This window comes from Thalassospira sp. MIT1004, from assembly GCF_001858545.1.
Taxonomy (GTDB): Bacteria; Pseudomonadota; Alphaproteobacteria; order Rhodospirillales; family Thalassospiraceae; genus Thalassospira; species Thalassospira xiamenensis.
Genome location: NZ_MCAO01000046.1, coordinates 121,952 through 136,179, shown reverse-complemented (window position 1 = coordinate 136,179; position 14,228 = coordinate 121,952). Strand labels below are relative to the sequence as shown.

The 14,228-nt window shown below is 56.0% G+C and carries 10 protein-coding genes; 5 read left to right on the top strand and 5 right to left on the bottom strand.

Annotated features, from left to right (window positions below):
* Positions 1 to 19: 19 nt before the first annotated feature.
* Complete coding sequence (locus BC440_RS20555; protein WP_071241200.1) at positions 20 to 3,556, bottom strand: AsmA-like C-terminal domain-containing protein; 3,537 nt, start codon at positions 3,554 to 3,556, stop codon at positions 20 to 22.
* Between the two features lie 284 nt (positions 3,557 to 3,840).
* Here BC440_RS20555 and BC440_RS20550 point away from each other — a divergent pair, with 284 nt between their 5' ends.
* The 5 genes from BC440_RS20550 to adhP all read left to right on the top strand — a co-directional run bounded on the left by BC440_RS20550 (position 3,841) and on the right by adhP (position 10,543).
* Positions 3,841 to 6,810, top strand: a complete 2,970-nt coding sequence (locus BC440_RS20550; protein WP_071241199.1) for a bifunctional [glutamine synthetase] adenylyltransferase/[glutamine synthetase]-adenylyl-L-tyrosine phosphorylase — start codon at positions 3,841 to 3,843, stop codon at positions 6,808 to 6,810.
* A gap of 130 nt (positions 6,811 to 6,940) precedes the next feature.
* Positions 6,941 to 7,405 (top strand): thioredoxin-dependent thiol peroxidase, encoded by a 465-nt coding sequence (gene bcp, locus BC440_RS20545; RefSeq protein WP_071241198.1) that lies wholly within the window; start codon positions 6,941 to 6,943, stop codon positions 7,403 to 7,405.
* 241 nt (positions 7,406 to 7,646) lie between these two features.
* Positions 7,647 to 8,417, top strand: coding sequence for a hypothetical protein (locus BC440_RS20540; protein ID WP_037988051.1), 771 nt, complete (start codon positions 7,647 to 7,649; stop codon positions 8,415 to 8,417).
* A 144-nt stretch (positions 8,418 to 8,561) separates the two neighbouring features.
* The gene (locus BC440_RS20535) at positions 8,562 to 9,380 is read left to right on the top strand and encodes a ferritin-like domain-containing protein (RefSeq protein WP_007090269.1); all 819 of its coding nucleotides are present in this window, start codon (positions 8,562 to 8,564) and stop codon (positions 9,378 to 9,380) included.
* Between the two features lie 140 nt (positions 9,381 to 9,520).
* Complete coding sequence (adhP, locus tag BC440_RS20530) at positions 9,521 to 10,543, top strand: alcohol dehydrogenase AdhP (RefSeq protein ID WP_007090270.1); 1,023 nt, start codon at positions 9,521 to 9,523, stop codon at positions 10,541 to 10,543.
* A gap of 71 nt (positions 10,544 to 10,614) precedes the next feature.
* On the opposite strand, the gene BC440_RS20525 is transcribed toward adhP, so the two are convergent.
* The 4 genes from BC440_RS20525 to BC440_RS20510 form a co-directional block, all read right to left on the bottom strand.
* On the bottom strand, positions 10,615 to 11,250 hold the full coding sequence (locus tag BC440_RS20525; RefSeq protein WP_210766379.1) for a glutathione S-transferase family protein: 636 nt from the start codon (positions 11,248 to 11,250) through the stop codon (positions 10,615 to 10,617).
* Positions 11,251 to 11,351: 101 nt separating this feature from the next.
* Complete coding sequence (locus tag BC440_RS20520; protein ID WP_071241197.1) at positions 11,352 to 11,879, bottom strand: methylated-DNA--[protein]-cysteine S-methyltransferase; 528 nt, start codon at positions 11,877 to 11,879, stop codon at positions 11,352 to 11,354.
* Positions 11,876 to 13,402 (bottom strand): DNA-3-methyladenine glycosylase 2 family protein, encoded by a 1,527-nt coding sequence (locus BC440_RS20515; RefSeq protein WP_071241196.1) that lies wholly within the window; start codon positions 13,400 to 13,402, stop codon positions 11,876 to 11,878. Before BC440_RS20515 ends, BC440_RS20520 begins: the two co-directional genes overlap by 4 nt.
* Positions 13,403 to 13,484: 82 nt before the next feature.
* Positions 13,485 to 14,087, bottom strand: a complete 603-nt coding sequence (locus BC440_RS20510) for a nucleoside deaminase (protein WP_071241195.1) — start codon at positions 14,085 to 14,087, stop codon at positions 13,485 to 13,487.
* Positions 14,088 to 14,228 lie beyond the last annotated feature (141 nt).

The following is a 14,228-nucleotide window of genomic DNA, read 5'->3' as shown; positions in this document are numbered from 1 at the left end:
TCCGGGGTCTTTGTTTATCTCATCCCGGTTCAGCGCCGGTTATCAGATTGCGGAACACGCCCGGCACAAAGGTCGATAACGGATTGACCGTGACTTCCGGGTCTTCAAGTGCGCCTTCGATGGTGTAGGTCGGGGCGAAAATACCGCCGCCTTCCTCGCCCACCAGCAAATCCCCCAGAAGCGGGATCGCACCAAGGGCGGAATTAAGCGCATAGATCGGCACGATTGACCCCGCCAGCCGGATTTCGGCCTTTGCCATGTCAATCGAGCCATTGCTGGTCACGCCAACCGCCGAGCCGTTGGCGGCAAATTTGCTGAGCGCGAGCACATCATTGGCATAGGTGAAATCGCCGTTCAGTTCGTCAAAGGCAATGCCGTTTCCGCCCAGCACATCGGCAAGACCGGTAAGCGATGCCGCGCCCAGAACACGGGCGGCAAGCGGTGCATTCACCGCCCGGAAAGCCGTAATATTGACCTTGCCCGTGAAGGGTTGCGACCATGTGCTATCATCAACCGTCCCCTCGATGGCAAGCGCGCCCCCCAGAAGATTCTCGTACAAATCCACCGCACGCAGGAACTTGCCGGCATCTTCGCTGGTCAGGCGGACATTTCGCGTTTTCGCATCCTTGCGTTCGACCTGGACAAAGACGTTTGACCGATCCCCCAATGTGCCGTTCAGAACCAGTCCGTCCCATTCATCGCCAACGACGTGAATGGAACCTTCAAGATCGCCAAGCAATTCGGAATTGGCCATGATCACCTGATCAATCGACAGGAAGATATCGGTCTTCCCGCCAACGCGCGAGGCATTCTGGCCGATGCCGCCACTATTGGGGCTTTCGACGGGGCCGGGATCACGCGGTGCATCGTCATCGGCGATCCATGGCTGCGCATCGGCCTGACGGGCGGCGATTTCAACCTCGCGGTTTTCGCCGGTCTGGTTAAGCAGGATCGATCCATCGCGCAGAACGGGACGGTCCCCCTTGATCAGGAATTCGGAGGCTTCGAGCCGGATATCCATCGCATCGAAATCCCCCGCCGGGCTGGCCGATTTTTGCGCGCCGTCCTTTGGGCTGTCTTCGACGAAGGAACGCAGATCAAACTGCTTGCCCTTGAGATCGACCAGAAGCTTGCCCCCCTGATCAACCGTGATGGCCCCGGATACGGCAAGGTTTTCGCGGAACCGGGTATCATTCAGATTGATGGTGAACTTATCGGCAATCGGGCTGTCGCCGCGCCAGCGCCCCTTGGCCTTGGCGACCAGTTCAGGCGCCATCAGATCAAACGACCGGACTTCACCCGCCCCATTGGCCTTGACGGTCAGGTCAAACGCAAGGCTGGCATCCTGCCCCGGTGTTTTGTGATAATCGACCATATCAAGCTTAATGTCGGCGGCAGACAGGCTGGTTTGCGCCTTGATCACGACATCGCGGCTGCGCAGATGTTCGATGGTGACCTTGCCGGTGGCGACACCGCTTGCATAGGGATCGGCGGCAAAGCCGACCTGTTCCAACGCGGCAAGATCAAGATCGCCTTCAAGGTCATAGTGGCTGATGACGGGCGTATCATCGGCAAAGCTTTCGATCCATTTGATGTTTGTCCGGCCCTTGCCAATCGCGGCCTCGCCTGACAGTTCGAGCCCCTTGGTATTGACCTGCAATTCAAAGGTGCCATCGGAAAGATCAAGTTCACGGAACGCATCGGTAATCGCGGCATTTTCGATGCGCGAGGCAGCGGCGACTTCGACATCGTCAAACGACAGGTCTTTGAGCAACGGGAAATGCAGTTTCACGCGGGTTGCCTGTTCGCCATCGACCTGTGCGGGATCGATGCCAAGCTTGGTTGCGAAACCAAGCGGTTCTTCATCGATCATTTCAAGCACATTGCGCGCGCCGCCGTGGGCGACAACCTCGATATCGGCCATTTCGGTGTCGGTATCAAGCTGCGAGAAGACAAGCGTTGCCTCGTCAACCACGATCCCGTCGGCTTCGCCTTCATTAACGAAAATGCTGAAACTCGACTGATCAAACTCCGCCCGTCCGCCGGCACCCAGAACCGATGGCATATCGCCAAGGTAATGCACGGTAACACCGGTCATGTTCATTTCGCCGTCCAGATGATCGACAACGATGTTTCCGGTTTCGTCCTGATGCAGTCTGGTGCGCAGTTCGGCCTGATGAACGATCCCGTCTGTCAGGTTTTCAACCACCCAGGTGCGTGCATTATGGCCAATGGTTTCGGGCCACAATTGCGGCAGGTCATTGGTCCGCACATCGGTTGCCGTCGCCGTGATATCGATGGCCCACTGGCCAAGCGGGTTTAGCGCAACACCTTTAAGCACCACGGCGGTTTCCCCGGCTTCGATCCGGACGTCATCAAAGCTGAGCCGACCGGGTACGAAGCTCAGATCCGCCTTGCCACCGGTGACATGATAGGAAGCGGTCATGGGGGCGGGAAAATCAACCCGCCCGACCCCAAGATCAAGATCGGTGCCAAGTTCGATCACGCTGCCATCCGCGCCAAGTTTTGCGGTGACACGCCCGGTTACCGGCACCTCGATCCCGGCCAGATCGGCAAACATATCGGAAATGCTGGTCAGTTGTGATGGAACGACTTCGCCCAGATCGACCGCCATATCGATTTCTTCGATCCGGCTGTCATATTCGGCGGTGACATTCACATCGGTCGAGACCGTCCCGGCATTGACCTTCATCGTCGCATCCGCGTGGATGCCCATGGGTTTACGCGACAGTCGAATATTGGCAGACGGTGCAGACCAGACGATATCAAGCGCCTCGTCACGTACTTGAAGATCCGCGCCAGACACCCCGAACGATTCAAAATAGGCTGCTGCCGGGAAATCGGCGGCCTCGCCCGACAGGATCGCAACGATTTCGCGCATTGCACTGCTGCCGTCGCGGATGCCGCGCTGTGCTTCGCTTAACGGTTGATCGGGTTCGGGCGATGGGTTTTCCGAGGCGGTTGGCATCGGCATGGTCACGACGGGTTGATCGGGATTGTTCTGGGCTGGTGCCGTACCTGCCACGTCATCTGCGCTATCGGTTTCTGCCGCAGGCACAGGTGCGGTATCAGATTTCACCGCATCCGTGGTTTCGCGGCTTGCCTGTTCGTTCGCGGTATAGCCGATATCGATCTTGCCATCGGCACGGCGCACAAGGCGTAATTTGGGGCCGATCAGGTTGAGTTCGCGCAGCGCCAGAACGCCGTCAAACAATGCGCGGCTGGAAAACACCACGTCGGCCTCTGGAACATGCAGCATTTCATTGTCCGCACCGTCGCGGACCGAAACATCGCGCAATCGGATATCGAACCGTTCCTGCCATCCGCGCCAGAACAGGATCATATCGCCGACATCGAAACGGGTGTCGCCGCTGCTTTCATTCAGTTCGGCAACGACATAAGGTACGAGACGATGCAGGGAAACCGGGCCTTGCGAGATGCGCCAGACCAGTACACCAAGGAAAACGCCGACAAACAGGACCACGGCAGCAAGAAGCAGCCCACACCAGCCGGTAAAAATTTTGATGCGACGCACCTGCCTAAAGATCCCGAATTTACGATGCCATGAATGACTTTTCAATCAATGCAATAACGCCGTCAAGCCAATGAAGTTTCGCGGATGGCGAAAAACCTAATAAATGTAAACTGATACTGTTTCCCTGTCGCCTTTTTGGTATCGTCGGAAACAAAGGAAACAATCTGTGTCATGTCCTGCCCCTGACCGGATGCCGGAAATAGCCAGCAAAGCACGACAGGCCAAGGGATAGCCCGGTTCGACGTCCAAGAGCAATAACAAGAGCAACACAAGGAAAGCAAAAAGTGTCTCTTTCCTGGATTACACCTGATCTGCCGAAACCCTTCGATGCGGATCGCTGCAATAACGGTTTCGAAAGATGGTCAGCACTTGCCGATCGTCCCGTCTTTGAACATCTGGCACAACAGATTGGCGACATTGCGGCCAACAGCCCGAAAAAAGATGTTCTGGCGGCAATGTTTGGCAATAGCCCGTACCTGACAAACCTGTGCCTGCGCGATCCTGATATCGTCTGTCTGACCTTTGATCAGGGACTTGATGCCGCCTTTGATGCCGCCCTTGACCCGGTGCGCAAAAGTGCCAATGCCAGCGCCCTGGACCAAACAAACACCATGGCCGAAGTGCGCAAGGCGAAACGCCGGGCGGCTTTGGTTATTGCGATGGCCGATATCTGCAAGGCGTGGACGCTTGATAAAATCACGAGCGCGATTAGCACCACAGCCGAGGTCACGCTTGAATTCGCCTTGGCGCATTGCCTTTCGGCAACGGCCAGACAGCGCAAATTCGACCTGCCCCATCCTGACGATCCGTTGCGCGATTGCGGGATCTTTGCGATTGGCATGGGAAAGCTTGGCGCCAAAGAGCTTAACTATTCATCCGATATCGACCTGATCTTCCTTTATGATCACGAGGTTGTCACCTATATCGACCCGGATCGTTTGCAGCAGGATCTGGTGCGGATGGTGCGCGATGTCACGCGCATCATGGAAGAACGCACCGGTGATGGCTATGTTTTCCGCACCGATCTGCGCCTGCGCCCCGATCCGGCATCAACGCCGCCGATCCTGTCGATGCTGGCGGCTGAAACCTATTACGAGACGGTTGGCCAGAACTGGGAACGCGCGGCCATGATCAAGGCACGCATCGTTGCAGGCGACAAAAAATCAGGGGATATATTCCTTGAAATATTGCGCCCTTATGTCTGGCGCAAGCATCTTGATTTCCTTGCCATTCAGGACATTCATTCGATCAAACGCCAGATCAACGCCCATAAAGGCGGCAGCAAGGTCGTGATTCCGGGCCACAATATCAAGCTTGGCCGTGGCGGCATTCGCGAGATCGAATTTTTCGCCCAGACCCAGCAACTGATCTGGGGCGGGCGCGAGGTTGCGCTCCGCTGCAAGGCGACCTGTGATGCGCTGCGCGAATTGACCGAATTTGGCCAGATTACCGAACAGGTTCGCGACGAAATGCTTGTCGCCTATGAGTTTTTGCGCACCGTCGAACATCGTTTGCAAATGACAAACGACCAGCAGACGCAGACATTGCCCGACAATGACGAAGGACTGCACGGGCTTGCGACCTTCCTTGGCTATGCCACGCTTGATGGTTTCAAAGCCGATCTGTTGCATCATCTGCGCAAGGTCGAAAGCAATTATGCCGAACTTTTCGAAGATGATATTCCCCTGGTCGCATCCGACGGCAATCTTGTCTTTACCGGGACGGAAGACGACCCTGATACAATTGAAAATCTGCGCCAGATGGGGTTCGAGAACCCGACCAATGTTTCGGTTACCGTGCGCGGATGGCATCACGGGCGTTATCGTGCCACCCGGTCAAGGCGGGCACGTGAAATCCTGACCGAGCTGATGCCGACCCTGTTGAAGGCATTGTCGCAAACCACCAACCCGGATATGGCGTTTCGCGCCTTTGATGAATTCCTCAAAGGGCTGCCTGCTGGCGTTCAGCTTTTCTCGTTGCTGACGGCAAATCCGGAACTGCTTGAGCTTCTGGCGCAGATTGCCGGTACGGCACCGCGCATGGCCAAATATCTGGGGCGCAATGCCGGGGTGCTTGATTATGTTCTGATGTCAGGCTTCCACGACGAACTGCCCGATGCCGATACGATGCTTGAGGAACTCAACAGCCTTCTTTCGCGCGAGGATATGGTCGAAGACTGGCTTGATACCGCACGGCGCTGGGCGAACGATCAGAAGTTCCGCATTGATGTGCAAACCATCCAGAACCGCCATACCCCGCATCAGGCAGGCCGGGCATTGGCCGATGTCGCTGATGTGGCCATTCGCGCGCTTTTCCCGCGCATTGCCGATGATTTTGCGCAAAAGCATGGCAAGTTTGACGATGGCGGGCTTGCGGTCTTTGCGCTTGGCAAACATGGCGGGCAGGAACTGTCGCCCGGTTCCGATCTTGATATGATCTTTGTCTATGAAGTGCCCGAGGATGCCGAAGAATCAAATGGCGAAAAGCCGCTTAGCCCCGGCCATTATTACATCCGGCTCAGCCAGCGTTACATCAATGCCCTATCGGCACCGACGGCCGAGGGGGTCCTGTTTGAAACCGACCTTCGCCTGCGCCCGAGCGGCAACAAGGGACCACTTGCCACCCATTTCAAAAGTTTCGAGGCCTATCAGCTTAACGAGGCCTGGACGTGGGAGCATATGGCACTGACCCGGTTGCGTCCGGTTTATGGCCCGCAGGCCCTGTGTGACAGGGTCATGGAAACCACCAATTCGGTCTTGCAGAAAAAGCGCAATCCCGATGATCTTCTGCGCGATGTTTATGACATGCGCAACCGCATGGATGCCGGTAAGGGGGATAGCCACCCCTGGGCGATCAAGATGCGGCGCGGCGGGTTGGTTGATCTGGAATTCATTGCGCAATATCTGCAACTGGCACATGCCCATACCCATCCCGAAATCCTGTCGCCCACCACGCGCGAGGTTTTCAAAAACCTGTCATCCGCCGGGATACTGGAGGCCGAAGAAGCAACCTTCCTTGCCAATGCCGGATCATTCTGGCTGGCGTTGCAGGCAATGCTGCGCCTGACGACCGAAGGGCCGTTTGATCCCGCAAATGCCAGTACCGATTTGCGCCGTATGCTCGCACGCGCCGGGCAATGCGATGATTTCGATGCCCTTCAGGCCAAGCTTGACGAAACCGCGGGCCGGATCAAGGCGATCTATGATCGTCTGATTACCGAACCGGCCGAAAAACTTCCGCCCCGTTCGGAATGAGCAGAGTGATCCGGAACAATTTGCAATGCTTATAAGGTTTTGTATTTTCGCAAGCACGGTCTGGAGAAACTTCCTGACATGGCTTTCCGAAGCTGGTCAGGGACGTGCAACTTTGAACAAGGATAGAACAATGGCACTTGATGTTGGTGACAAAGCCCCTGATTTCGACCTGCCGACCGACGGCGGCGGTTCGGTCAAATTATCGGACCTTAAGGGCAAACCGGTTGTGATCTATTTCTATCCCAAGGATATGACGCCGGGCTGCACGACGGAATCGTGCGAATTCCGCGATGCCGAACCCGATTTCAGCGCGGTCAACGCCCAGATCATCGGTATTTCCAAGGACAGTGCCAACAGTCACGACAAGTTCAAGGCCAAACATGACCTGAACTTTATCCTCGCATCGGATGAAAACAGCACGACCTGCGAGGATTACGGTACCTGGACCGAAAAAAGCATGTATGGCAAAAAATTCATGGGAATCGAGCGCAGCACATTCGTCATTGATGGTGATGGCGTGATCCGGAATGTCTGGCGCAAGGTAAAGGTCAAGAACCACGTGGCAGAGGTTCTTGGCGCGGTCAAAGCACTGTAATTTACCGCCCCAGTCTTACGAATAGGGACCGGTCGGATGAGAATCCGGCCGGTTTTGCATTTTTATAACAATTAAAAACGGATATTTTTCAGGCACCTAATAAACCCTACCCTTATTCAATATGTTGCCTTGCCTTGTTTGTCGGGCTAAGAATCCGGATATGGGAGTATAAGGTGTATCGATTTTTACACTTCCTGGTGAATGGCGAACGACCGGGGAACCGGCAAGGCAGGGTAAAACAATGAACAAGAATGTTATCGATCTCGACGATCAGATGCTCGCCGATTTCCGTGATGAGGCGAACGACATCGTCAACAGCATCGGCGTGCATCTTCAGAATGCGCGCAGCAAATCCGATCCGGCGATCCTGACATCGATCCAGCGCGAAATTTTCAATCTTCGATACAAGGGCAAGTCGGTTAACGCGCCGCTGGTCAATCTGACCAGCCACCGTCTTGCAGATTATGTCACGACATGCCGCGAACTGACCGAGGACGCGATTGCCGATATTCAGGCCTTTATCGACAAGATCGAGGGGCTGCTGGATGGTGACATGTCCGGTGGCGGTGCCGATTCAGCCGAATTCGTGCGTGAACTGCCGTCCAAACGTGCCCCTGACATTGATCCGAACTGGCTTAAAAAGACCAATGTCGAAGCCCTTCTGGTCATTCCGCAACGTTCCATGTCAGCCATTGTCGAACGCGAACTGGCGGCTTGCGGTTATCGCTGTTCGGTCACGCAAAGCTCGTTTGAGGCAATTGAACTTGCCGTGCGCACCCGCCCGGATTTCATCATCGTTGCCAAAACCATTGATGAGCTTGGCGGTGTTGACGTTGCCAGTGCGTTGCAGGCCATGCCGAAAACCCGCAGCATTCCGACCGCGGTTCTGACATCGGATGCCCCGAACCACCCGTCCCTTCAGGACCTGCCATGCCGAACCGCGATCATCCGTAAAGGCCCGGCCTTTGGCGAAGATCTGGCCGAAGCACTGGCGCGCTTCAACATTACCTGAGACATCATCGATATATCCGGGTTTGACGGGGCGGCCGTGATTTTTCCGGTCGCCCTTTTTCGTACCATCACCACGCCGGGATTGACCCGTTATCCTGCACATGGCACAGAATGCCGGTAATCCTTCATGTTCCGGAAAAGCCTCATGTCCCGCCTGACCCTTGCCGAAGCAGCCAAACGCGCCCTTCTGACGGCGGATGCCACGGAAAAAGCCGATGTCACCGCCGAAATGGCGGCGATGTGGCGCAATGGCGAGATTACCGAGGTGGGTTCAACCGATCTTCCAGATCGCCCCGGACGCCCGGCAAAACCGGAACTGCTGCCGCCCAACAAAATGCCCAAACGCAAAAAAGGCAGCGTTCAGGGCCGCATCGGGCTTCTGCATGCCCTGGCCCATATCGAACTTAATGCCATTGATCTGGCGTGGGATCTTTGCGTGCGGTTTCCCGAAGCCGACATGCCCAAGCATTTTCACGATGCCTGGGTTCAGGTCGCCGACGACGAAGCCCGCCATTTCAAGATGATCAACAAACGTCTGGGTGAAATGGATGCGGCCTATGGCGATTTGCCTGCCCATGATGGCCTGTGGCAAACATCGATGGACACGGCCTATGACATTCTGCCGCGTCTGGCGGTCGTTCCGATGGTGTTCGAGGCACGCGGCCTTGATGCCACCCCACCAACCATCGAACGGTTGCTGTCGCATGGTGATACCGAAAGCGCGCGCATCCTTAAAATCATCGCCCATGATGAAATCGCCCATGTTGCGGCGGGACGTAAATATTATGAATATGTCTGCGATCAGCGCGGCCTGCCCTATTACACGACATGGCATGACATGCTGCGCAAACATTTCCGCGGGCCGCTTAAACCGCCCTTTAACGACGAAGCCCGATACGAAGCCGGAATGCCGCCCGATTATTATCAGGACTATGTTCTGGAACTGCCGGGCGAGGATGAATAGGCTCAGGGCCAATGCGGTTTTTATCCCGTTCCTTGATACATCGCAAAGTTTAGAATCATATTATCCTATACCCTTCCTGCGCGCTTAATGCATGCCCGCTACCGGTGGGCATAAAATCATTCCGCAAGGAGGATATGAGCATGCCTGCTACCATGAAGGCCGCCGTTGTGCGGGAATTCGGCAAGCCATTGTCGATTGAGGAAGTCACCGTCCCCAAAGTCACGCCCGGCAAAATTCTTGTAAAGATCACGGCATCCGGCGTTTGCCATACCGATCTTCACGCTGCGGAAGGCGACTGGCCGGTCAAGCCGAACCCGCCCTTTATCCCCGGCCATGAAGGTGTGGGCATCGTTGCCGAAGTTGGCGAAGGCGTCACATCGGTCAAGGAAGGCGACCGGGTTGGTGTGCCGTGGCTGCATTCGGCCTGCGGGCATTGCCATCACTGCATTACCGGCTGGGAAACACTTTGCGGCGAACAGCTTAATACCGGTTATTCGGTCAATGGCGGATTTGCCGAATATGTTCTTGCCGATCCGAACTATGTCGGCCACCTGCCCGATCCGCTTGAATTTGGCAATGCGGCACCGGTGCTTTGCGCCGGGGTAACGGTTTACAAGGGGCTTAAGGAAACCGAATGCAAACCGGGCGAAACCGTTGTCATTTCCGGTGTCGGCGGGCTTGGTCACATGGCCGTGCAATATGCCAAGGCCATGGGCATGAAGGTGATCGCGGTTGATATCAGCCCGGAAAAACTGAAGCTTGCCAAGGACCTTGGCGCGGATTGGGTTCTGAATGCCAAGGAAACCGACGTGGTTGCCGAAGTGCAAAAACAGATGGGCGGTGCGAACGGGGTTCTGGTAACTGCCGTTTCCAAATCCGCCTTTGCGCAGGGTGTTGGCATGCTGGGCCGTCATGGCACCATGGCATTGTGCGGCCTGCCGCCCGGCAAGTTCGAGCTTGATATCTTTGACACCGTCCTGTCGCGCAAAACCATTCGCGGCTCCATCGTCGGCACGCGCGCCGACCTTCAGGAAGCATTGGAATTTGCGGGCGATGGCAAGGTGCATTCGCACTTCACCACCGAACCGATGGAAAACATCAATTCGATCTTTGATCGCATGCGGGCCGGAACCATTGATGGCCGTATCGTGATGTCAATCTGAGCAACCCGATTTATCGCTGAAATAGCCAAAGGGCCGCCCTGAAAAGACGGCCCTTTGGCATTTCACCACATTTATTTCAAATCCTGCCCGCTTAGCGGATCTTCGCTGTAATAACGCACCGGCACCGCATCGCCAACGATGTTGCCCACCCGCCTAATCCAAGCGGTAAGCCCATCGTAAGGCACTATATCCAGATCGGCTTCATGCGCCAGATGCGTGTAGGCATAAACGGCGATATCCGCGACGGAATAGCGCGAATTTGCAAGAAAATCCTGATTACTTAAGTGACGGTCAAGCATCGCCAGCACATTTTTGGCGCTAGCACGTCGGTTTGGTAGCTGTGCATGATTGGCGTCATTTTTTCCCGTCAAATTCCAGTATCGCAAGCTTGCGATAGTTGCCTGGACATAGTCAGCTTCGAAAAACAGCCACTGGCAGACCTTGGCGCGCTCAAAGGCGTCCGAGGGCAAATAATCCGTCCCATCCGCCAGATAAAGCAGGATGGCATTGGATTCAGCAATAAAGCGCCCATCATCAAGTTCAAGCACCGGCACCGCCCCCGCCGGGTTCATTTTATAGAACCCATCGGTATGGCTTTCACCGGCAAAAATCGAAACCCATTGTGTTTGGTATTCACGGCCCAGATGAGCGCAAAGCTGGCGTATCTTCCACGCGTTTTGTGATCCGGCGTAATCATAAAGCTTCATCAGATGAGACCTTTCAGGCAAAGAAATAGCGTTCCGGCACATGGACCGCCGGTCAGCATTCAGGAAAGCTCGGAATTATCGGGGATCAGCCCCCCCAAGGATCAGGCGGCCTTCGCAGCCATGGCCGCCTCGTGGTCAAGCAGCCAGCGTTTGCGATCAAGCCCACCGGCATAACCGGTCAAAGTCCCGTCCGATCCGATGACCCGGTGGCAGGGCACAATGATCGAAACCGGGTTAAGCGCATTGGCACGCGCGACCGCGCGGACCGCTTTGGGGTTGCCAAGGATATCGGCCTGCCCGGCATAGGATCGGCTTTCACCGCTGGGTATGGCGATCAGGGCATCCCAAGCCGATTTCTGAAAATCGGTGCCGATCATCCGGACATCATCCATCGGCAAGGGCATGAGACGACCGACAAAATAACTGTCCAGCCAATCGGTGACGGATTTTGGGGCAACACCGCCTTCGTGCCAGTCGACATTTTTAAAACGTCGGGTCTGGATGGTGTGCAGGCGGTCATCGTTGTTTTCGAAATCCAGATGCACCAGTTTGCCATCCACCATCGCAAGGCTGAGTTTGCCAATCGGGCTGTTGTAACGGGCAACGTCAATACGCGTTGTCATGGTCATTTCCCTCTCTTTGGTTTCGGCTGGGGCTTTGGCGCATGTTCCTGTTCAAGTGCCGACCACAGATATTGCGCGGCATAGGCACGCCAAGGACGCCAGCGTTCGGCGTGCTGTTCCAATGGTTTGGGCTTTGCCGGGCCACCGCCGATTTGCGATGCCTTCAGGATGCCAAGGTCGGGGGCCGGGAAGGCATCCGGGTCGCCAAGCCCGCGCAGGCCAAAATAATTCAACGTCCACGGACCAATCCCCTTGGTCGCGGTCATTTCTGCCAATATGTCATCGCCCGATTTGCGATCACATTGCGGATCGGCAAACAGATCGATGATATCGGCAAGCGTTTGCGCACGGCGTGTTGTCAGCCCGATGGATATCAATTCCTGTTCCTGCATGGTTGCGGGTTTCGGAAACAGATGGGTGATGCCGGTTCCAGCGATCAGGTTTTCAGGCAAAACCTCGCCAAAGCGTGCCACCAGTCGCCCGGCCAAGGTACGGGCGGCGACAACCGAAACCTGTTGGCCCAATACCGCCCGGATCGCCAGTTCAAACCGGTCCCAGCATCCCGGCACGCGCAGACCGGGGCGTTTATCGACCAAGGGACGCAGCAATTCATCATCGGCAAACAGGGCCGTGATTGAGGGTACATCGGCATCCAGATCAAACAACCGCCGCACCCGCCCCCCAATTTCAAGCACGGCGTCACGCGCCGGACCGCGCAGGATGACGTCCACCCCGCCCTGATCGGCTGCGAACCGGCAAATCATCAGACCGACGGCATCATTGATGCGAAAGCCGCGGGCATAGGTGCGGTCGCCCACCGCCTCCAGCCCCGGAATGGCGCGTGCCCGGAAGAATGTCAGAAGATAGTCGGCGTCAAAGGGTTGGCGGGCGCGCAGGCGCAGGATCAGATCGTCGCTTTTGGGCGCGAAGGGATCGTTATCGTTTTTATCTGACACGGGTTCGGCCTTTATGCCGCGCCGGAACGCGGTTGGTGCGTGGCCATAGGCGGTTTTCATCGCATCGTTAAACCGGCGCAGACTGCCAAATCCGGCAATATCAGCGATTTCCGTCATCGACAGGTTGCTGTCGACAATCAGTTGCCGGGCACGCAGTAAACGACGAGCCTTTGCATGATCCTGCGGGGTGACGCCGGTATGTTCCTTGAAAATACGGCGCAGATGACGATCTCCGACGCCAAGCCGGTCGGCAAGCTGTTCGACCGATCCGGTTTCAAGGGCGCCTTCCTCGATCAGCCTTACCGCCCTTGCAACCGTGGCGTGAACCCCGGCACTGGCCGGTGATCCGGGGGCGGCTTCGGGGCGGCAGCGCAGGCATGGGCGGAACCCATGGGCAATTGCCGCCTCGGCACTGGGATAAAATTGCACATTCACGCGCTTTGGCGTGACGGCTGGGCATATCGGACGGCAGAAAATCCCGGTGGTCAGAACGGCGGTGTAAAACCGACCGTCAAACCGGCGATCCCGGGCCTTTAATGCGTGATAGCAGATATCGTCATTGAGCTGTTCCATGCCCGGCAGCTTAGCAGATCGCGCAGATAAAACTCGCCAGATTCGGACTCAAACGTGAAACCGCCGGAACCCACCGGCAGTCTTAGTTCAGCGGAATATCGTTTGCGCCCTTGCCGTCCTGATACTGATCAGAAAGCACGTCATATTGCGCGGCAATCGATTTTGCCTTTTCACGCCACGCTGCACGGTCGGCTTCGGGTAGGTCGGCGATCATGCCCATCATGGAATGACTTTGCCAGAATGCGTTGGATTTGTTGTATTCCCCGGCATCAAGGGTGAAGACCTCTTTGAGGATTTTAAGGTCATGGGGGATTTCAAACGCGTCGCGGGAATCTTCATGGCTGAAGAAATAATAGAAATTATCAAACCCGGCCCAGGTGATGGCGGATAAGCACATTGAGCACGGCTCGTGCGTGGAAAGAAAAATCAGATCCGACGTTGCAGGGCGCGCATCGGCAGGCATTTCGTAAAACCGTTTCAGACAATGCACTTCGCCATGCCAAAGCGGGTTTTCGGTTTCATTGTTGGTTTCGGCCAGCACCAGCGAATGATCGGATTTGCGCAACAGGGCCGCCCCGAAAATCTTGTTTCCAGCGGCGACACCCATGCGGGTTTTAGGCAGGATATCGTTTTCAAGTGTGGCAAACAGGGTGGCAAGAAGGGCGTTTCTGTCGTCGCGTGGCATAAGGGCGGTTCCCGATGAAATGTTTGATGCTTTTTGATGGCTTCCATTTCATCGTCAATGAACCGCCCTGCCAACAGAATTTATTGCAGGTTTTGTGACCGGACGGGAGAAACACGATGTGCGGCATATTGATAGCGGCAG

Coding starts and splice junctions, on each gene's coding strand:
- bcp (WP_071241198.1), top strand. CDS start 6,941: ATGGCACTTGATGTTGGTGACAAAGCCCCTGATTTCGACCTGCCGACC.
- BC440_RS20540 (WP_037988051.1), top strand. CDS start 7,647: ATGAACAAGAATGTTATCGATCTCGACGATCAGATGCTCGCCGATTTC.
- BC440_RS20535 (WP_007090269.1), top strand. CDS start 8,562: ATGTCCCGCCTGACCCTTGCCGAAGCAGCCAAACGCGCCCTTCTGACG.
- adhP (WP_007090270.1), top strand. CDS start 9,521: ATGCCTGCTACCATGAAGGCCGCCGTTGTGCGGGAATTCGGCAAGCCA.
- BC440_RS20525 (WP_210766379.1), bottom strand. CDS start 11,250: ATGAAGCTTTATGATTACGCCGGATCACAAAACGCGTGGAAGATACGC.
- BC440_RS20520 (WP_071241197.1), bottom strand. CDS start 11,879: ATGACCATGACAACGCGTATTGACGTTGCCCGTTACAACAGCCCGATT.
- BC440_RS20515 (WP_071241196.1), bottom strand. CDS start 13,402: ATGGAACAGCTCAATGACGATATCTGCTATCACGCATTAAAGGCCCGG.
- BC440_RS20510 (WP_071241195.1), bottom strand. CDS start 14,087: ATGCCACGCGACGACAGAAACGCCCTTCTTGCCACCCTGTTTGCCACA.